Source organism: Agrobacterium sp. GW821-FHT02D03, assembly GCF_059421725.1.
Map to the genome: position 1 here is coordinate 2,585,374 of NZ_JBWKVN010000001.1, position 18,855 is coordinate 2,604,228.

Below are 18,855 nucleotides of genomic sequence, written 5' to 3' on the forward strand. Positions count from 1 at the left end.
ATCAATCGCTGACGCGCTCGACTTTCGCGCCGCAGCGGTTCAGTTTCTCTTCGAGACGCTCAAAGCCGCGATCCAGGTGATAGACGCGCGACACCATGGTTTCGCCCTCAGCCACCAATCCGGCAATGACCAGCGAGACGGAGGCGCGAAGGTCGGTCGCCATCACAGGCGCACCGCGCAAGCGGGAGACGCCTTCGATACGCGCCATCTGGCCTGACAGAGAAATCTTGGCGCCAAGGCGGGCAAGTTCCTGAACGTGCATGAAGCGGTTTTCAAAGATGGTTTCGGTGATGTGCGAAACGCCATCGGCGCGCGTCATCAGCGCCATGAACTGCGCCTGTAAGTCCGTCGGGAAACCGGGGAAGGGTTCGGTAACGACATCGACCGGGCGGATGCCATTGCCGTTGCGCACAACGCGCAGGCCGCTCGCCGTTTCGGTGATGGTTGCGCCGGCAAGGCGCAACGTATCGATAGCGTTGTCCAGCAGCGAGGCGCGCGTGCCTTCCAGAAGAACGTCGCCGCCCGTCATGGCAACCGCCATGGCATAGGTGCCCGTTTCGATACGATCGGGAAGGACCCGGTGACGGGCGCCGGAGAGCGACGTCACACCTTCAATGGTAATGGTCGAGGTGCCTGCACCTTCGATCTTCGCGCCCATGGCACTCAGGCACTGGGCAAGGTCAACAACTTCGGGCTCACGAGCCGCGTTGTGAATGATCGTCGTGCCGCGGGCGAGCGTTGCCGCCATCAACATCACATGCGTTGCGCCAACGGAGACTTTCGGGAAGGTGTAGGTGGCGCCGATCAGACCGCCGGCTGGCGCTGTCGCGTTGATGTATCCGCCATCGATTTCCATGGTGGCGCCAAGCGCCTCCAGTCCTTCGATGAAGAGGTCGACGGGACGTGTGCCGATGGCGCAGCCACCGGGCAGCGAAACGCGCGCCCTGCCCTCACGAGCAAGAAGCGGGCCGATGACCCAGAAGCTTGCACGCATCTTGGAGACCAGCTCGTATGGAGCGGTCGTATCGACGATCGTCCGGCAGGTGAAATGCACGGTGCGGGAATAGCTTTCGCCCTGGCTTTCACGACGGCCATTGACCGAGATGTCGACGCCGTGGTTGCCGAGAATACGGATCAACTGTTCCACGTCTGCCAGATGCGGCACGTTTTCCAGCGTCAGCGTGTCGCTGGTCATCAGCGATGCGATCATCAGCGGCAGAGCTGCATTCTTGGCGCCGGAAATCGGGATGATGCCGTTCAGCTCGTTCCCACCTGTGATTCTGATGCGATCCATTCGTCCCTTACGAGCTTTGCGCTCGCCTTTCCTTGGTGCCGTCGAGGCATGTGTTGGTGCCGGCCTGCCGACAAACGGCAGCACAGCTGAAAAAGAGTTGATGCCGCCCACTCAGACAAGAGTCGACGCGAAAGATGAAACCCCTGTCCGTTTCAATTTCCCCGGTCTGTTCTTGTCAGCACGATTCGTTCGTTTTTGCGGCAGGAAGTCCGATTGTATCGTCTTCGTTACCTGCACGGCGGGCGCGCAACTGCTGTTTGCGGCGAGCAAGGTTTTCACGCAGCTTCTTTGCGGCCCGCGCCTTGCGCTCGGCCTCTCGCTGCTTTGCCTTTTCGCCGGGTCCAGTTTGCCCGGATGCCAGCGGCTTTTGCAGGGTTTCATCGTGATCATCGTCCATAGGCGGTGTCATAAACGAATTTCGCGCGGTTCAACAGTGTCCGTCGCTTTTTTCAGAAAGGTATGGTGAAGTCGCACTTTGACGCTTGCGCTCATCAAAAACCTATGGCAATAGGCGCCCACTTGATGTCGAGGCAGCGCTTCGGCGACAGATGCTGCGGTAGCTCAGTGGTAGAGCACTCCCTTGGTAAGGGAGAGGTCGAGAGTTCAATCCTCTTTCGCAGCACCATTCAATTCTCCCAGACTGTACAGAGTTTTTTCGCTCAATTGCTGGTGACGCCCGACCGTCGTTATGCTTTGGGCTTAACTGGATTTCCGAAAAGATCGACGGGTTCAGGCTCTGGAGAAACGCCACTCTTGTGGGCCGAGAGGCGACCGCTAAATGATCGCAGGCTGTTCGGGCGTCCTGCCCAGAGCGCGAGTTCGACTTTCTCTCCTGCCTTGATATCGCGGTCTGCGATGAAATAGCCGCGATGGTCAGGAGCGGTTTCGTGCCCAGCTTTTTCGTTTTCAAACAAACAAACATCTCCAGGCTTTGCGTTGTAAGCCATTCAGCGTCTTCCCTTTCAATTTGAGCCACGGCTTCCGGTGATGGATGTATATGGTGGATGGGGAATGCTGAGGCTAGGCTAAGCTGGTGTGAGGCGGGCTCAATACCCGCGCGGGAACCCCGGTGGCCAAAGTCTCGTCGCCGCGTGCTTTGGCGGCTCGATCCAAGTCTCACTCGCCCATCCACGCGCAGACGAGCGCAGCCAAGGAATCCCCGAAAGCCTTCCTTCCAAAATCTGGACATGACAGGACGCGCACTTGAAAGCTCATACAGCCATCATCACATGAACGTAGAGAGAACATTCATAGGAGCAGTCATAATGACATCTGGTGAAAAACAGCTTTCACGAAGTGCAATCCGCTCGTTGTCGGCGATCCACCAGTATCGTTATCAACGGCGTTCGGGTCGGGTGTGGCTGGTTGGCGACAAGCGCATCTCGACCTCAACCGTTGCTAGCCTTGAAAGAGAAGCCTTCGTACGAGAAATCGCTTCGAATGGCGCGCCTCGCCTTGTTCTGACTGACGAAGGCAAGCGCTTTATCGCTCATGGCGGCGGCTGAAGAGTACAAGTGTCGACGAGACAAACGGCGCGGCTCCCATAGTGCAGTTCAGGTTTCAGTCAGTTCACAAATATAAGACCTCTAGTAATGTGAGCGTTCTGGGATATAAAATTGGCGCAAAATTGCGTTGGGGATCGCATCAATGTTTGTTAAGCGTTTTTTGGTGGGTGCAGCCATTGCCGCTTTGTTGTTTCCCGCCGGGGCCACGGCGCTGACGTTTTCTACCGAGCCCATTGATGCAACGAAGTCTGTAATCCTCGTTTCGGGCGTGTTTGAGCCAAGCGAAAGTCTGTCGCCGTTCGTATCGCTTGCGAAAGGGCTCGGCACACGTTCTGGAATCGTCGTCTTCAACTCCATAGGAGGCAACCCCTCCAAAGCTATAGAGCTTGGCAGACTTATACGTGCTCTTGGCCTTCCGACGTTTCAGATGCGAGGAATGGAATGTTCTTCCGCCTGCGCTCTAGCTTTCATGGGTGGAACTGTCCGTTTTGCCGAGACGGGTTCCATAGGCGTTCATAAGACTTCTTTCGCCGAAACTTCAGCAATCTCCGTGGATGACGCGGTATCCTACATCCAGCATCAGACTGCAGAGACAATCGGCTACATGACAGAAATGGGGATCGACCCATCTCTGCTGCAGTTATCGCTGCGGTACGAGAAGGACGATATGCGTTACCTATCTAAAAGCGAGATGCAGCAGTACCGCGTCACAACTCTTGGAAACGTACCGCCTCCTCCTGAAACGGAAGTCTCAGCGAACACGCAGCCTTCAGCGTCCGAAACTGCAGCGCTGCCGGCATACCGTATCGCTGAAGACGATCCTCGCTTCCAAATACCGCTCGCGAAAACTGGAAAAATTCGTGTCCCCAAAGGTAAGGAATTTTTACGAGCTGGCGAAGATCAAAAGTCGGAGAAGCTGATCTCGTTACGTAACGGCGACAAGGTAGACATACTGGCTGTTGGAGATAGATGGTACTTAGTACGAACAAAGGGGAAAGAGGGTTACGTGCACCATAATTGGGTAAAAGTAGACCAATTTCTCAGTCAGCCCTTCGACAACAGGTTCATCCAGATCAAAAGCTTCGATAATTTCGCAGAAGCGGCCGCTTATGTTCGGGATTCCTCGCTGCCGGTGACAGCGTATCTTGCGACCAACAAGTGGTTTGCGGTTGCGCTGATGCGTTCGCTTCCCCCGGATGAGGCCGCCGGACTTCTCAAAGATTTAAAGGACAAAGGCTCTGTGCCGGACGACGCGTTCATGACCGTCGGCAACACTTATGTGAAGAGCGTTTGCTGCTCCAACTGATTGGAGAACGTCCTTGCGGCGGGTGTTAGTATCGCCCCTAGGGCTTCTTTTTCGATGCTAAACCGCAACGGCTGATCGCCATTCTCGCTGCTTCGCCTGCGCGTTCTACAGCATCAGCCCGTCCTTTATGCGTCCATTAGGACGCACGGCGTTTAGGACTCGTGTAACTTTCGCTGCATGCCCTTCGATGACTGAACAGCAGACGATAGAAACGCCAATCGGGGGGCCAACGAACGCGGTCGCTTGGTCCAGATCAGAATCCCGACTGAATGCGGGAGAACACCAGATTGGTGAAGAGGGAGATCTGCGCACCGACAAAGGGCGCTGAAAAGGCGATGGCCACCATGACGGCGATGATCTTCGGCACGAAGGTGAGAGTCATTTCCTGAATCTGGGTCAGGGCCTGCACGAATGCGATGATAATGCCGACTGTCATTGCGGCAAGAACCGCAGGACCCGATGCGATGAGCACGGTCCATATCGCATTTTGCATGATATCGAGAGCGTCTGCCTCGTTCATCTCGGTCCGCTCGTCTCATTCGGCTAAAGGATGCCGAACCTGAAACGGTGGGCATGGCCGCATGATGCGACCATCAAAGATGCTATATGATTCGACAGAAGGCGTTAAGACGCCGTCTGCGAGATTTTGATGCCCTGGCCGATTGCAATCGTCGAGCCGGCAACGGTGGTGGCGGAGAGGCCCTCGGCGGTGACTTCCACCGACTTCACGACACCGCTGGTCTGGCCGTCGGCGCTGGTAATCGTCTTGCCGATATAGGAAGACGCGTTCGACAGCGAGGATGCCGAGATCAGGCTTTCTAGATTGGTATTCATCTTGATCGACTGCTCGACCTGCGAGAAGGTTGCCAACTGGGCGACCTGCGCACTCGGATCCATTGGATTCGTTGGATCCTGGTTCTTCATCTGCGTGATCAAGAGCTTGAGAAAGTTGTCGTAATCCAGCGACGCCTTTTTGGAGTCGGTTTTCGATGCAGAGGTCGTCTGTGTCGATGTGGCACTCGCTACAGCGTCTACCATGGTGCGATTTCCCTTCGCAATTCGTTGACAACGGCCGGCGTGATTTCATGGCTGTTGAGAATGGTCTCTTCCTTGGCATAGAGACCACGGATGGTCTTCAGCGCGTCGAAGGGACGGCCCGACGAGACGGTGGCGTCGATGCGCTTCAGCTCAGAACGGATTTCTTCGTTCTTGAAGGTCGCAAGCAGCATGGTGATCGACTTGCGGAAGAGTGTCAGGGACTGCTCCTTGCCTTCCGGATTGATCAACATCATCTGTACGATGAAGTACAGTTGCCGCAGAGGTGTCGTCGTATCCTCAAGCTGCAACACATGGTTCTCAAGGAGAAATGTCACATCATTGAGGAATTCCAGGGAAACCTTCCTGTCGACGCGAAGAACGGCGCCGTTGATGAAGATCTTTTCCCCAGACTTCAAGGAAATCCGCAGTGTACTTTTCATTTAAGTCCATCCTTGATGATGGTTGTCACGTCAATAATGCCTTGGTAGTTCGTCGAATTACGCTTGCGTATCTGCTCGCATTCTTTGAGAATCCAGATGGCGATGGAAATCAGGTTGGCTTTGAGTTCAACCGGCAGTTCATTTTCTGGCTGCTGGAGATCATCTACGAAGCGCGTCCAGACCCGCCTGGTGTAGAAAATCGCCTCGATCCCGTCCTTGCCATATTTTTCCTGTCGCTTGGCGACCTCCAGGAGTTCGATAGATCGCTCAAGGACCTGTCTTTCCCTGTTGCGGGCAATATGGGGGTCATCCTCCATGATCTCCGCATATGAAAACTGGAACATTTATCTTTCCTTCATGGCCCGATGTGCCGCCCGTCATCGGCGGAATTATTCCTGCTAGATGAAATTGACGAGGCTAAGCCCCTGGATCTTCGATGTAATTGTATATGACGTCTCGACCTGGTTCAGAAGGGTCGTAAGGCGGGTCGACGCCTCGTAGGTGTCGATGCCAACAAGATCGGTCAGCTGGGTATCGATGATCGTCTTCTGCGCGCTCATATAGGTATTCGCCTTTTCCACTCGCTCCTGGGACAAGCCGATTTTGGCGCGCTGGGTATCGATGTTGGAGATGGCGGAACCTGCGAGCTTCGTCGTGGCGTCATTGACCACGGAAAGCGCGTCGGGGCCGAGACCGGCATCGACCAGCTGCGAGGAGATGACCGTCGCCAGGACAAGGTTCTTGAACCCGGATTCATTGGCGCTGGCGGATGTCGATACGGTCTCCGAGGTGCTGATCCGGCTGCTCATGGCCGTATCGGACGCGTTCGTCCAGGACGGCCAGTCGAAATTGTCCTGGTAGTCCTGAAGGAAGGCTGCAACGTCGCTGGCAGAGGCCGTCGATGGGTCGGGAAAAGCAGTGTCGAAAGCCGACTTGAAGTTGCTCGTGATGTTGCCGATGAACCCATCATCCAGCGTCTGTGCGTCGGTGTTGATGCCCGAAAACAGGAACTCGCCGTTGACTGCGGTGTTCGCGTAGCTCGTGAAATTTTCCAGCACCGACATCGCGGTCGTCTTCGCCACACCAAGGCTGCTTGCGTCGGTATTGCCGCTGAGCGCGATGACCGAGTTCAGCAAGGTCTGCGCGGAATCCGACATGTTCTTCATGGCCAGCTGCGAAGCATCCATGCGCTGCTCGGCCACGGAGTTGGAGTCGACGATGGCCTGAAGGCGTTTGCTTTCACGCGTATAGTCGAGGCTCGTGGAGGTCCGCGTTCCAAGTTCCACACCGACGTCGGAATAGGTACCGGTGACGGCTTCCTTTTGCAGCTTACTGATTTCAGCCTGCGCATTGGACACCGTCAAATGCATGGCCGTGCTAACGCTTTGGGATGAGATCGAGGTGGTTTTCATATCAGTTCGCCGCCGCCAACAGTGTCTTCAGAAGTTCATCGACCGTCGTCATCAGCTTCGCCGCAGCCTTGTAGGACTGCTCGATGTCAAGAAGCTGGATCAGTTCCTCATCGAGGTTGACGCCGGTCGCGTTCGAGTAGGCCTCTTTCGATTTTGTCAGCATCGCAGAGGTACTATCCGCCGCCGACGTGGCGTTGCTCCGATACTCCTCGGCAAAGCCGACCGAATCCGTCGCAAAGCTGAGCAACGTCGTATTTCTCGAAATGCCTGCCGCCGGATCGAATTCGATCGGCGTGTTCATCGCGGTCGCATATTTGTACAGGACGTTGGAATAGCCGCTCGATCCGTCCACATTCGGGCTGACGCCTGCAATGTCGCCATCGCGCAGCTTCGTCGGGGTCGCGACCGCATCGGCCGAAACAGAGATCAGGCCGGCAAGACCCGGAATTTTCTGTGGTGTTTCGAAATCGACGGTCGAGCTATCACGGGTGGTGAACAGGCCGGCAACCGGATTTCCCCCTCCATCCTGTTCGGCAAACGTCCCCATAAGGCCGCGGGCGATTTCGTCAAGCTGTGCCTGATAGGTTGGATAGACTTCGTCACGCAGCTGCAGAAGTGCCGGAAGGCTACCCTTCGCCGTGGTATTGCTGCCAGAGCCGGTCTTGACCATCACGCCGTCGATGAAAATCCCGGAACCCGTCGTATCCGCATCATAAGCGGCGCGGGACTCGAAGGAGATCTTTCTTGGCGTCGTTTCGAAAAGGGTGGTGCCGTCCGTCGTATAGATGGCCACATCATTGCCGGGACGGGTCGCAGTGGAAACGCCGATTATCCCGGATATTTCCTTGAGCAGGCCTTCACGCTTATCGAGCGCGTTGTTCGGGTCGCGTCCGACCTGGGTCGCATATTTGACCTGATCGTTGGCGTCGCCGAAGTCCTTCAGCAACTGGTTCAGCCGTGTGATTGCCGTGTTGATTTCGCTGTCGGCATCCACCCGCAACTGCTGAACAGCCTTTGTGGAGGTATTCAACGCATTGGTCGTATCGGTGGCGGCACTGACGACAGCAGAGGCCAGCGTGATGTCCGTTGGCGACGCGGCGTAGGTGTTCAGGGCATTCTGCAGGGACGCGAGATAGGTGGACGGGGCAGCGGTGTATTCCTCACCGCCCATCACCACGCTCAGCGACTTCATACCCGCCAGGAACTTCTGCTTGCCCGCATCATCGGAAGCGGCAGAAAGATACTGCTTCAAAAGAGCGCTATCTTCGGCACGCTCGATCTTGACGGTAATTGCTCCCGTCAGCGTATTGACCGTGGTGACAGCGGCGCGGCGGTTATAGTCGCTTGAGCTTGCGTTCGAAATGTTATTCGAAACGACGGCACTTGAGAGTGACGTGTTACCCAGAGTGGCCTTGGCCGTATTAAGTGTCGTACTGAGCGCCATTCACCCGTCTCCAGAAACCGTTATCGTGCCAGATTGATGAGGACGTCCATCATATCGGAGCCTGTTTGGAAGACTTTCGAGTTGGCGGTGTAGCTGCGCTGCGCCTGGATCATTTCCGTCAGTTCGTTGGCGATATCGACGTTCGACTGTTCCAACTGCTTGGACGCAATGGAGCCGTAGCCTGTCTGACCGGCGAAGCCCAATGTGACCACGCCCGATTCGGCGGTCGTCTGGAACGCGTTACCGGAGAGAACCTTCAGATTGTCCGGGCTTGCCACATCGGCCAGCGGCACACGATAAAGCGGACGCGGCGAGGACTTGGCATAGGTCGCGTATACCGTGCCGTCAGCCGTGATGGAGATCGACTGAACCGCTTCGGCCGCATTACCATTGACGCCACCCTTTGAGATCGTCGACTTGTCGGCGCCCAGCTGAGACATTCCCGAAAGATCGAACGTCACTTCCATGTCGTTGGTGGTATCGTCGAGGGTGATCGTCGGAGGATCGTTTTCCAGCTTCCCGGCATCATACGTCAATGTCTCGGTTAGCAGGGCTGGTTGAGTGTACGGGAAACCACCTGGATCTGTCGCGAACTTGGAGTCGAAAACGGCGACTTCCCACTGGTTGTCTGCGGTCTTCGTGAAATAGAAATCATATTTGACTGAGTTACCCAGCGGATCATAACCGGTGACGGATGTTTTCAGCGTGCTAACCTGGTCGACATTCACCGAGGATGCGGTTGCACCGGGCGCTGACGGGCGATTGGCGGCAGCCACAATGGGTGCCGACGAGGCCAGATTGCCTGTTAGCGAACCAAGCGTCGATGCCGTTGCCTGCATGCCGTCGGCAGACGCATTGACAGGCACGAGCCCGTCATAGCTGTTGACGACGGTGGTTGGCGTGGTGCCGTCATACTTGTAGCCCAGGAGCTTGAAGCCGGAGGCATTGACGAGGAAGCCGTCTTCGTCGGGAACGAACTGGCCTGCGCGGGTCAGGAAGACGTTTCCGCTCGGGTCCTCGACCACGAAGAAGCCATCGCCCTGAATGGCGATATCGGTCGGCGATTGTGTCGACTGCAACGGTCCGTTCTGCGTGATGGAGTAATTGACCTTCGTCATTACGCCGCCGGAATTATAGGTGCCGCCGTTCGCGCCCAGAACGAGCGTCGAAAAGGAGGTCGATGCGCTCTTGTAGCCAGTGGTGCTGGCGTTGGCGATGTTATCACCGACGGTCCCGAGCTTGTTTGCCTGAGCGCCCATGCCGGATACAGCAGTTTTCATCGTTCCAAAAAGGCTCATGTCGAATCCTCTATTCCTGTTCCTGATGACGTTAGGATGCGGGCCTTGCGTGAGGCTGTCTGTTTTCTCCACCACGGAAAATTTCAGCGCGGTTGGGACACAGAGGAGTGGCGAACGCCAGAAACGAAAAAGACCGGCGCGGGCCGGTCTTAGAGAATGATGTTGCTGAAATGAATAAACAAAAATCGCGGGCGTTTTGAACCCGCGATGACGTTCAGGACCAGTCGATGCAGTATCCGAGGAACCGCTTGGAGTCGATTGGATCGAAGCCGAGCTTCTTGCGCAGCTTCTTGCGAAGCTTGCTGATGTGGCTTTCCACCACGTTTTCTTCGACTTCCTCGTCGAAGATGCCGTAGATCGCGTTGAAGATCTGCGCCTTGGAAACGCGACGACCGCGGTTCGCGATTAAATATTCCAGGATACGTCGTTCACGACGCGGGAGTGGGAAGACCTCGCCCGTCACTTCCGGATCGCGACCATCGGAGAAAACCCTGATGGGACCGACATCGGTAAATTGCGTGATGACGTTGAGCCTGCGGCGAATTGCTGCTGCCCGTGCCAGGATCTCACGTGGATGTACTGGCTTACGGACGACATCGTCGACGCCGCAATCGAACAAGGCCAGTGTTGCATCGAGAGAATGCTGATCGCTGACCGCAATGACAGGTGCCTGGGAACGATCACGGATCGTTCTTGGCAGTTCATACGTTGTATCCGCCTGACCAATCAAAAATGCTTCAATCGCAGCGATGTCCGAATCCGCTGCGGTGTTCACCCATTCTCCAAATTCTGCTGGATCAAATCCAGTCGAGGGTATCCCCTCTCGTCCAAACAGGGCTGTATACCCTTCCTTAACGAGCTTGCGCTCATCAACTACCACGATCATTCGTCCGCCTCCGAATCAGTGTAGCTCACCTACGTCCTAGGGTGTACGAATCGGGCGAATCTCTCACAATTACAGGAAAACACAGGTAATTATTAATAGTTGATTAACCATACTGTGCCGATTTGGACTATATCTAGTATGCGTTAACCAAAAATGGGATATTTTTTCATGGGATAAACCTGTGGAAGATAATAGGGGGATTGACTCACCTAATTTGGCCCATTCTTGCCGCAATTCAAAAAAGGGCAAAAATGAAACTCAGTGATGCAACTTAGGATTGGTTAAGCCTGGCAAAATTTGCGAGCGTTGGCGGTCCATTGACCGTAGCCCGTTGCGACCAGATTGCTGATGACCCGGCAGACATAGCGCTGTTGCGCGGGGTCGTTATTGGGGCCGGCATGGTATCTTGCGACCGCCATCGTCCAGGTCTCATGCCGATCGTGGAGCTGCTTTAGGAAGCGCGCAGCATAGGCGACGTTCTTCGCAGGCTCGAACATCTCGCCAATCGACCTGAACTCCGCCCCATGAAAATAGACGTTGATCTGCATGCATCCGACATCGATCAACTTCGCGCCACGTGCCCGTGCCTCCTCCACCAGACGATAGGCTTCCGCCCTGCTTTCCGGAAAAAAAGCCTTGCCTTCAATGTTGATCGCATAGGGGCTGAGCGAGCCTTTGCGTCCCGTTTCCGTCAGCCCCACCGAATATAATATTCCTTCGGGAATACTATACTGGCCTGCGGCATCATGGATCTGCCGCTCGCATTCGACCGCTGCGGCTAGCTGGGAAGCCTCACAGGTAAACGTGGTCAGGACGAGCGCTGGTATCGCGAGGAAGTGTTTCAGGCTGAGCCGAAATATCATTGCCATTGACCTCTTCGGGCGCGCTCTGACGCGTCTGCCGATAGAATTGCTCCTGCGATCGATCGTCGTTGCCACGCTGGCCCTGCTGTGCGCCTTGCTGGTTCAGATCGTTCGGCTGGCGATTGGTGTTGCTGTTGGTGTTATCCTGACGGTCGGATGTGGAGGAAAGCGACACGGTCACCTGGTCAACGCTGAAGCCCTGGGACTTCAGGGCATCCAGAATGGCAGAGCTGTCTTTCTGCAGCTCGGCATAGCCCTTCAGCGTATGGGCTGTCAGGTGAACACTCAACTCATCGCCAACCAGCTTCATGGCGGCCGTCACATGACCGAGTTCGACCGGGCTCATCTGAATCTTGAGCGTGTGAACGACCTGCCCGGTGGACGTCACCAGAGGCGCTCCGCTGGTCTTGGCCGCCATTGCGGTTGCCCAATCCGGGTCGGTTGCCATCGACGCCGTCACGTTGGCGGCATTCGAGGTGGGCGAGAGAGCAAGATAGCGCCTGCTGTCAAGGACCTGCACCACGTCGACGTTCGGAGCAGAGGATAGGGATGCATCCACCTTCAGCGATCCATCCTCATGCGATGCGATGTGGAGATCGATCGCCGGGGTATCCCCCTTGGAAAGCCTTACCACGGTCGTGGGCATGGCCAGATCGTCTTCGGATGGTGGAGCCACGGGAAGCAAGGCTGCGCCATCAGCAGGCTTGGCCTTTGCCTCGGCATGCACCGGCACCAAAGGCTGGTCCTTTGGCGCGGTTGTGGCTGCGAGAAGCGACATCAGGTCGGCACTCGTGCTGGCAACGTTGGTCAGATCTGCATCTTCTGCAGGTTTGTCGCTGTCCGTATCGTCCTTGTCGCCTTCAACCGGCACTTCGCTCGTGTTCGTGGCCTTCGTCAGCGTCTCGATGAATTTGACCAGATCTGCAAGTGATGTAGCGGGCTCCTCAGTCTCGGTCGGGGCTTCAGCGACGACAGGCGCAGCAGGCGCAGTTTGAACGCTCACGCTCGTATCGACGAGCTTCAGCAGGAGAGCAGGTTTGCTCTGCGCCGCCTCATCGACAACCTCGCCTTCAGCGGGTGGCTGCTTGTCGTCGGCGCTTGTAGAACGGGCTGGCGCAGCATCCTGAGATTTATCAGCAGGGCGATCGCTGACCGTTTGCTTCGTATCGGTCGGCGCGGCGCTGGACGGAGTGCTCTGGGCCTTATCGCTATCTTGCGCCTTGGAATCGGCGTTGGCGTTGTTCGCCGGTGCAGGTTGCCGCGCAGTGCGGTCACCCGCAGCGCCAAGCGCATCCGAGAAGCCCGATCCGCCTTGTTTGGACGATCCGCCACGGTCCCGACCATTTGTGACCTTTACGGGATCGGCGTGGCTCGGCACCAAGTTGCTCAGGACGTTCATGTTATCCCCCTTCCTGCTTCAGCATGGAGTCGATCTCGTTCAATCGAGCGCGGTTCTTGTCGAAAAATGTCTTTAGCGGCGCCGCATCGGCTGCCTGAGACGCAGCCTCCTCGGTCTTTCCGGCCGGTACAGGAGCCCTGCTACCCTCGGTCGCAGGCCCGCTACTGCTCGAAACAGTCGTCGCTGCCGCAAGAGACGGCGGCTGCATAATCTGTTCGGCAATGGTTTTTGCCGCGTTGCGTAGCGCGAGATCACGCGGCGAAAGTTCCGCTTCCGGGATGCTCGCCAACTTTTCCTGTGCGGCCAGAACATCCTGTCCTGATATGTCGGACAGCCCCGAATAGAGCTTGGAGAGAGGCTCACGGGTGGTGTCACCCGTGTCCTCAGCAATTCCATTGGCTTTCTCTGCCGCAAACTGGGCAAGCTCCATCTTGCCTTGCAAGGATGCTTGCCGCGCGATGCGCAGATAGATTTCCTGCGCTCTCTCCGCATCCATCAATTCGGCGATCTCACCAATGTCCTTCGTCGTCACAGGGCCAAAGCTATCGATGGCGAGGCTGACAAAGAGATCGGCAAACTGCGACGCATAAGGGGAATGCAGAAATCGGACGGCGTATTTGCGCGCGTAAACCATCCCCTTCTCGGGCTGCTTCAACTGCATCGTCGCCATGATGGAGCGGCGCAGCGCGGCTTCCTCGATGATCGTGCCTGGCGCGCTCAACCGGGCATCGTCGAAGAATGGCAGGGCTGCAGCCGGGTCTTTGGTATAGGCGATATTGCCCGCAATCAGCATGAGGTAAGGCCCCAGGCGGTTGTTGCGATATTCCGGAATGAGGTCGGAGACGACCTTGTCCACCAGGCCGCCACGACCGCTCAGATATTTTTGCAGGACGTTGACCACGCGCGAATCGAAGTATCCCTGCACGTCCTTGGCGACGAGATAGTTCAGCGTCGCGGGATTTCCGCCGCTCATGATGTAGATCAGCGCCGCGTCGGCATTCTTCGTGTCGGAAAAGACCGACATGTCCGAGGTGCGCAACGTGGTGTCGAAAGCGCTCAGCAGAAATTTCTGCATGTCGCGCGCGGAATGATCGCCCATGACGACCGAATCCTGCACGAACTGCAGAGACCGCAAGATCTTGGCGGGCGGCAGGTCGCTCTGGGCCTCGGCATGGCCAGCCGCCAGAAGCCAGGACACCCCCATCAACAATCCAGCAATATGAGTGGCTCTCATCATCCGCTGGCCTCAACCGTCCTCAAGCAATATCTCGATGCGACGGTTCGCGCCGTTCATCGGGTCGTCGGTGCTTTGCAGGCGACGGTCGGCAAAACCGGATAGCTGCTTGATCCGTCCTTCATCCAGTCCGCCGCGCACCAGCATGTAATAGGCCGCATGGGCGCGATCCATCGACAGCGTCCAGTTATCCTTGCCACCGCTACTATAGGCTCTGCCATCGGTATGGCCGCGAATGACGACGGCGCCCTTCTGCTTGCTGAGAACCTCGCCGATCTTGCCCATTGCCAGGACGAGGTCGCGCTGGGGTATGGCAGAACCGACACTGAACATCGCAGTGCTTGCCTTTTCCGAAATGGTGATCAGCGTGCCGCCTTCGGCAGGGGTCACGACAATGCCCTCGGCTAGCTTGCCGGCCACGCCGGAAACCTGTTGCGAAATCTCCGCGCGCAACGCGTCGGCGGCCTTCTCGCTCTTCTGCGATACCTTGACGGGCGTGGCAGGCTCACTTTCAGAGTCCTGCTTCACCTCAGCATCCTGTTTGTTTGGTTGCTTACCGGATGCCTGATCGGGCTTGGGACTGGGCACGGGAATGGCCATGGCCACTTCCGTTGGCTTTTGAGCCTCCGGATCCAGATCGTCTGCCGCAACCTGCTCGGCTTTCGCCGTCTTAGCATCAGGCGGTGCTCCAAGCTCGTTGGGATCGCCGATAATGCCTGCGACATCTTCCTTCGGTGGCGTTTGCTTCACGCTTTCAGACGTCTGTTCCTTTTCCGGGAGCTTGGTGTCCTGGACCACCATAGAGGGGTTCTGCTGAGCGGTATCGATTTGCTTGCTCCAGAAATCCGGATCGAAGGGATCGCGGTAAGCTTCACCGCCGGAGGCGCCGGTCGAAGGGCCGGATTCGCTTGCACCGCCCTCACCCTTGGCGCTGACATTGGCTTGCTGGCCGACCTCCTGGGCAATCTCCGCAAGAACCGCATAGGGGTTTTCGAAGAACGCCGCTTCGGAGAAATTGACGTTCTGGCCCGACGTCGTGGTCGAATCCTCACCGCTTGCAGCCGCACTGCCTTCCGTCGATTTGGTCGACTTGGTGTCGGACTTTGCGCTATTCTCCTCGCCTTGCTCCTTCTTGGCGGGCTGCTTCAACCCACGTTCGGCCGGCTGTTCGTCCGTCAGCTTTATGGGATTGAAATAGCTGGCGACCGAGGCGGTCGTCTTCTCATTGGAAGCGTTGACGAGCCACATGACGAGAAAGAAGGCCATCATCGCCGTCATGAAGTCAGCAAAGGCGATCTTCCAGGCACCACCATGCGCACCGTCATGCCCACCCTTGTGACGCTTGACGATGATGATTTCATTCTTGCCGTGATGGTGATTTTCGCTCTCACTCATCCGACAAGCCCCTCAAGCCTTGGAAAAACTCCGACAGTCTCGTCATTAGAACTGAATTATCCATTTGTACCTGAATATCGATGTCGTCCGACACCTCGTAATCGACAGGATGGTCAATTTCTTCCAGGCCTTTGCGCATCTTGGAAAGCAGTTGCTCCGGCCCGCTGATCTTGACCGTGCCAGCATAGCCGTCGCGGATTTCGCGAAGAACTTGCGCTGCCATTTCGGCTGCCGTCTTCTGTGCAAGCTCCTGCTCGACAAACTGGCTGAGAACCTTGAGACAGGCGGCCTCGACGTGCTCGTTCATGACCTGCTTCATGGTGATGACCGAGGTCGCAAGGTGACCGGCAATCTCTTCCTCGAACCGGACACGTTGGGCCTCGAGCTCTTCCTCATGGCGCAGCTTCAACGCGTCGAGTTCGGCCTGATGGCTTTCTTCGAGAGTCTGTCTTGCGGATTGCTCGCCATCCTCGAAAGCCTTGCGCTTCTCTTCCTCAAGATCGACCAAAGGCTCGGGAGCCGCCGCCCAGTCATTTTCAAAGGTCACCGCCGGCAACTCGATATCGATTACCACGGGTTCTTCAGCCGGCACGAACTGGCTGAAATCCTTCAAATATTTTGTCAGCGCTGCACTCATCGACGCACCTGATGACAGACATTACATCTGTCTTTTTCAATCCGGGAAGCCTTACGGAAAAACCGCAAGGTATTCGCAACTGCCTCAGCGAAGCAGGAAGAGTCCTGCCATGACAGCTTTTCATCCGGCAGGGTAAAGAGCCAAACTTGTGCGAGGGTGAACCTCTCCACCATTAGCGCGACCGACCGACGATATTGCGGGAGAGGATAAGTCTACTGCGGCAGACGAATGGGGTAATGACCACGATATGCTGCGGCATTTCAGGCAGAACGACGTGGCTCTTCTTGTGACAACGACATGCGTCAGGCGCAAAATTCGAGCGGACGTTCGCCTGCAAGATCAACACCGTCAAGGCAAGCACGCCGCTGAGCTGCGCGGTCTTTGGACTGCCGTCACGCCACTCGTGGGATCGAACCCCCAAGTGCCTTCTCGTGGTCCAAACCTTAGCCTTGGAACAGACTTGCAAGGCTCTTTCGGAAGCTATTGGCCATCGAGACGACCTCGACCGCCAAATCACGCTGCGATTTATAGGCGGCAAGCTTGGTCGATTCTTCTTCCATATCCGCGTCAACAAGACGGCTGACGCTTTTGTTCAAGGAGTCGCCAAGCGCACCCACAAAGGATTGCTGCTGATCGATGCGGTTCGACATGGTCCCGAGAGAGCTGCCGAGCCCCTTCAACTTGGCGGAAAGCTGGCCAACGACGGCCACCATGTCGTCAAGTTCTTCCTTCGTCGTGCTCGACGAAATGGCGATTTCCTGACCGCCCGGGGGCGTCGCCCCGTCGGGGCTCATCAAGTAGTACTCGCGGGGCGTGCCGGAACCATTGGGGTTTAGCGTGTCAGCATCAGTCGCCTTGGTGAAGAGACCACGGCTCGGGTCGCTTGAATCGATGAGGACGGTGTCGGAGGTCTTGATGCTCAGATATTGCAGGCTGACCGCACCGTCTGCTCCCTTTTTGTAAGAGAAAGGGATGGACTTGCTGTCTGGCAGTTGCGGGGTGGTATTCAGGAGCCAGTTATCGCCGGAAAAGGATGCCGCCTGGGCGACCGACGCCAGATTTTTCTTCAGTGCTGCGATCGACCCATTGATGGTGTTGCGGTCCGTGCTTTCCTCGTAACCGGTGATCAGCTCAGTGGTAATCTTGTCCAGAATGTCGATCGCGGAGGCGACGCCTTCGTAGGTCGTGTCGACCTTTGAGGCGCCGAGGCTCAGTGCATCGCCAACGCTGCTCAGAACGTTGCCTTCAGATGTCAGGTTCTTGGCGGTGGACCAGTATCCGGCATTGTCCGCAGCCTTGCCAATCTTCAAGCCGCTACTTGTGATCTGCTGGGTCTTATCCAGATTTTCATTGCTGAACAGCAGCGTTTGAAGGGCGCTCTGCACGTAGCTAGAGGTCATGATTTTTGTCATGTCAGCAATCTCAAGGCGAGGGAAGAACATGCCATTTTTGGCGGTCGCAGCCTCATCGTCATGAAGAGGCGAAGGTCATGGGAATCAAAGCAGCCAGACAGGCGATCAAACCATGGGCAAGCTTGCGCGAAACTGGAGAAAAACCTCTTTGATCGTGACATGCCCTTAATGACGAAGGCCGCGCTTCCAGAAAACGCGGCCTTTGCCATAGATTGAAGCGAAACCTTACTGACGGAAGAGCGAGAGAAGGTTCTGCGAGCTGGAATTCGCAATCGATAGCGACTGGATGGCAAGCTGCTGTTGCGTCTGGACCGCGGAAAGTCTGGCCGATTCTTCTTCCATGTCCGCGTCGATCAGACGGCTGACGCCGGCCTCGATCGCATCTGAAAGCTTGCTGGAATACTTGTCCTGAAGTTCGACGCGGATCTGAAGAGCACCGATCGCTGCCGCGGAATCGGTCATCTTGCTCAATGCCGATTCGACAATGTTCATGAAGCCATCGATATCGCCCTGGGTCGAGACGCTGGTCAGCGCAACCGACATGATCGAGCCCAGAACACCGCCGCTTCCGAGGCCGTTGGCGCCGATCGTCGAGAACAAGGCGTAGGTCCCGACATTGAAAGTTGCAACGGTAACCTTGACCGTGCCGTCCGCCTCGCGAACAAATCCGTCCACGACATTGGCTTGCGTGTTTTGGGTCACCAGCCAGTTTTCGCCCGAGAAGGAGGCACCTTGAGCGATCGCCGAAAGCTGTTCCTGCAACTTGCTGATTTCGAGCTGAATCTGGCTCTTGTCAGTGGATTGTTCGCTTGCCGTTACCAGCTTCGCCTTGATCTCGTTGACAGCACCGATCGCGCTTTCCATCGCCGCATAAGCGGTGTCAACCTTGGCTGCACCAACGCCAAGTGCGTCAGCAGCGGCGTTCAAGGCCTTTTTGTCAGAATTCATCGTTGTGGAGATTGACCAATATGCAACGTTGTCACTGGCCTGAGCGACCTTGTAGCCGGAAGAAACCCGGTCCTGGGTATTGGACAGGCTGGTATTGATAGAACGCAATGTCTGCAGTGCGGACATAGCGGATGTATTGGTCAAAATACTGGTCATTTGAATTGGCCCCTTTGGCAATCTCTGGAAGAAGGGACATTCCGGTCGTACCGGGAAACGCGGCAGGTAGCTTCATGCTTACCGAATGGTTGGTCCGGTGCGCTGTTTCGATGGCCGCAGAAAACCGCTTTATGGTTAACAAAGCCTTAAATTTAGGGAAGTTTTTACTTGAATGAACGCCGTGTTAA

The 18,855-nt window shown here is 56.4% G+C and carries 21 protein-coding genes and 1 tRNA gene; 3 read left to right on the top strand and 19 right to left on the bottom strand.

Annotation, left to right across the window (positions count from 1 at the left end):
- Position 1: 1 nt before the first annotated feature.
- On the bottom strand, positions 2-1,294 hold the full coding sequence (murA, locus tag AC07U5_RS12330) for a UDP-N-acetylglucosamine 1-carboxyvinyltransferase (protein ID WP_494723141.1): 1,293 nt from the start codon (positions 1,292-1,294) through the stop codon (positions 2-4).
- Positions 1,295-1,469: 175 nt separating this feature from the next.
- Positions 1,470-1,691 carry a hypothetical protein gene (locus AC07U5_RS12335; RefSeq protein ID WP_274100885.1) on the bottom strand — a complete coding sequence of 74 codons (222 nt, stop codon included), beginning with the start codon at positions 1,689-1,691 and terminating at the stop codon, positions 1,470-1,472.
- A 153-nt stretch (positions 1,692-1,844) separates the two neighbouring features.
- On the opposite strand from AC07U5_RS12335, the gene AC07U5_RS12340 reads away from it, so the two are divergent.
- Positions 1,845-1,919, top strand: a tRNA-Thr gene (locus AC07U5_RS12340).
- A 61-nt stretch (positions 1,920-1,980) separates the two neighbouring features.
- On the opposite strand, the gene AC07U5_RS12345 is transcribed toward AC07U5_RS12340, so the two are convergent.
- On the bottom strand, positions 1,981-2,241 hold the full coding sequence (locus AC07U5_RS12345; RefSeq protein WP_343106752.1) for a hypothetical protein: 261 nt from the start codon (positions 2,239-2,241) through the stop codon (positions 1,981-1,983).
- A gap of 318 nt (positions 2,242-2,559) precedes the next feature.
- Between AC07U5_RS12345 and AC07U5_RS12350 the strand changes: the two genes are divergently transcribed.
- Together AC07U5_RS12350 and AC07U5_RS12355 are read left to right on the top strand one after the other, a co-directional pair.
- Positions 2,560-2,799 carry a hypothetical protein gene (locus AC07U5_RS12350; RefSeq protein WP_144621708.1) on the top strand — a complete coding sequence of 80 codons (240 nt, stop codon included), beginning with the start codon at positions 2,560-2,562 and terminating at the stop codon, positions 2,797-2,799.
- 142 nt (positions 2,800-2,941) lie between these two features.
- On the top strand, positions 2,942-4,105 hold the full coding sequence (locus AC07U5_RS12355; protein ID WP_494723142.1) for an SH3 domain-containing protein: 1,164 nt from the start codon (positions 2,942-2,944) through the stop codon (positions 4,103-4,105).
- 253 nt (positions 4,106-4,358) lie between these two features.
- On the opposite strand, the gene fliQ is transcribed toward AC07U5_RS12355, so the two are convergent.
- The 16 genes from fliQ to AC07U5_RS12435 form a co-directional block, all read right to left on the bottom strand.
- The gene (gene fliQ / locus AC07U5_RS12360) at positions 4,359-4,625 is read right to left on the bottom strand and encodes a flagellar biosynthesis protein FliQ (RefSeq protein ID WP_062426073.1); all 267 of its coding nucleotides are present in this window, start codon (positions 4,623-4,625) and stop codon (positions 4,359-4,361) included.
- A 104-nt stretch (positions 4,626-4,729) separates the two neighbouring features.
- Positions 4,730-5,143, bottom strand: a complete 414-nt coding sequence (gene flgD / locus AC07U5_RS12365) for a flagellar hook assembly protein FlgD (RefSeq protein WP_062426074.1) — start codon at positions 5,141-5,143, stop codon at positions 4,730-4,732.
- A complete protein-coding gene (gene flbT, locus AC07U5_RS12370; RefSeq protein ID WP_062426075.1) occupies positions 5,137-5,583 on the bottom strand; it encodes a flagellar biosynthesis repressor FlbT in 447 nt (148 codons plus the stop codon). The genes flgD and flbT overlap by 7 nt, the downstream gene beginning before the upstream one ends.
- Complete coding sequence (gene flaF, locus AC07U5_RS12375) at positions 5,580-5,927, bottom strand: flagellar biosynthesis regulator FlaF (RefSeq protein ID WP_062426076.1); 348 nt, start codon at positions 5,925-5,927, stop codon at positions 5,580-5,582. The genes flbT and flaF overlap by 4 nt, the downstream gene beginning before the upstream one ends.
- A 54-nt stretch (positions 5,928-5,981) precedes the next feature.
- Entirely contained in the window at positions 5,982-6,995 is a 1,014-nt protein-coding gene (locus tag AC07U5_RS12380; RefSeq protein ID WP_111848296.1) for a flagellar hook-associated family protein, read from the bottom strand.
- Between the two features lies 1 nt (position 6,996).
- Positions 6,997-8,439 carry a flagellar hook-associated protein FlgK gene (gene flgK / locus AC07U5_RS12385; protein ID WP_494723143.1) on the bottom strand — a complete coding sequence of 481 codons (1,443 nt, stop codon included), beginning with the start codon at positions 8,437-8,439 and terminating at the stop codon, positions 6,997-6,999.
- A gap of 20 nt (positions 8,440-8,459) precedes the next feature.
- The gene (locus AC07U5_RS12390) at positions 8,460-9,737 is read right to left on the bottom strand and encodes a flagellar hook protein FlgE (protein WP_335322892.1); all 1,278 of its coding nucleotides are present in this window, start codon (positions 9,735-9,737) and stop codon (positions 8,460-8,462) included.
- Positions 9,738-9,951: 214 nt separating this feature from the next.
- On the bottom strand, positions 9,952-10,623 hold the full coding sequence (locus AC07U5_RS12395; protein ID WP_062426080.1) for a response regulator transcription factor: 672 nt from the start codon (positions 10,621-10,623) through the stop codon (positions 9,952-9,954).
- 281 nt (positions 10,624-10,904) lie between these two features.
- On the bottom strand, positions 10,905-11,492 hold the full coding sequence (locus AC07U5_RS12400; protein WP_494723144.1) for a transglycosylase SLT domain-containing protein: 588 nt from the start codon (positions 11,490-11,492) through the stop codon (positions 10,905-10,907).
- The gene (locus AC07U5_RS12405) at positions 11,416-12,885 is read right to left on the bottom strand and encodes a flagellar hook-length control protein FliK (RefSeq protein ID WP_494723145.1); all 1,470 of its coding nucleotides are present in this window, start codon (positions 12,883-12,885) and stop codon (positions 11,416-11,418) included. The genes AC07U5_RS12400 and AC07U5_RS12405 overlap by 77 nt, the downstream gene beginning before the upstream one ends.
- Position 12,886: 1 nt before the next feature.
- The gene (locus AC07U5_RS12410) at positions 12,887-14,122 is read right to left on the bottom strand and encodes a chemotaxis protein (protein WP_494723146.1); all 1,236 of its coding nucleotides are present in this window, start codon (positions 14,120-14,122) and stop codon (positions 12,887-12,889) included.
- Positions 14,123-14,131: 9 nt separating this feature from the next.
- A complete protein-coding gene (locus AC07U5_RS12415) occupies positions 14,132-15,514 on the bottom strand; it encodes a MotB family protein (protein WP_494723147.1) in 1,383 nt (460 codons plus the stop codon).
- Complete coding sequence (locus AC07U5_RS12420; RefSeq protein WP_494723148.1) at positions 15,507-16,151, bottom strand: hypothetical protein; 645 nt, start codon at positions 16,149-16,151, stop codon at positions 15,507-15,509. The genes AC07U5_RS12415 and AC07U5_RS12420 overlap by 8 nt, the downstream gene beginning before the upstream one ends.
- Positions 16,152-16,323: 172 nt before the next feature.
- Positions 16,324-16,572 carry a hypothetical protein gene (locus AC07U5_RS12425; protein WP_494723149.1) on the bottom strand — a complete coding sequence of 83 codons (249 nt, stop codon included), beginning with the start codon at positions 16,570-16,572 and terminating at the stop codon, positions 16,324-16,326.
- A 22-nt stretch (positions 16,573-16,594) separates the two neighbouring features.
- Positions 16,595-17,551: a flagellin N-terminal helical domain-containing protein gene (locus AC07U5_RS12430; protein ID WP_494723150.1), complete on the bottom strand. Its 957-nt coding sequence runs from the start codon at positions 17,549-17,551 to the stop codon at positions 16,595-16,597.
- Positions 17,552-17,788: 237 nt separating this feature from the next.
- Complete coding sequence (locus AC07U5_RS12435) at positions 17,789-18,667, bottom strand: flagellin N-terminal helical domain-containing protein (RefSeq protein WP_111848304.1); 879 nt, start codon at positions 18,665-18,667, stop codon at positions 17,789-17,791.
- Positions 18,668-18,855 lie beyond the last annotated feature (188 nt).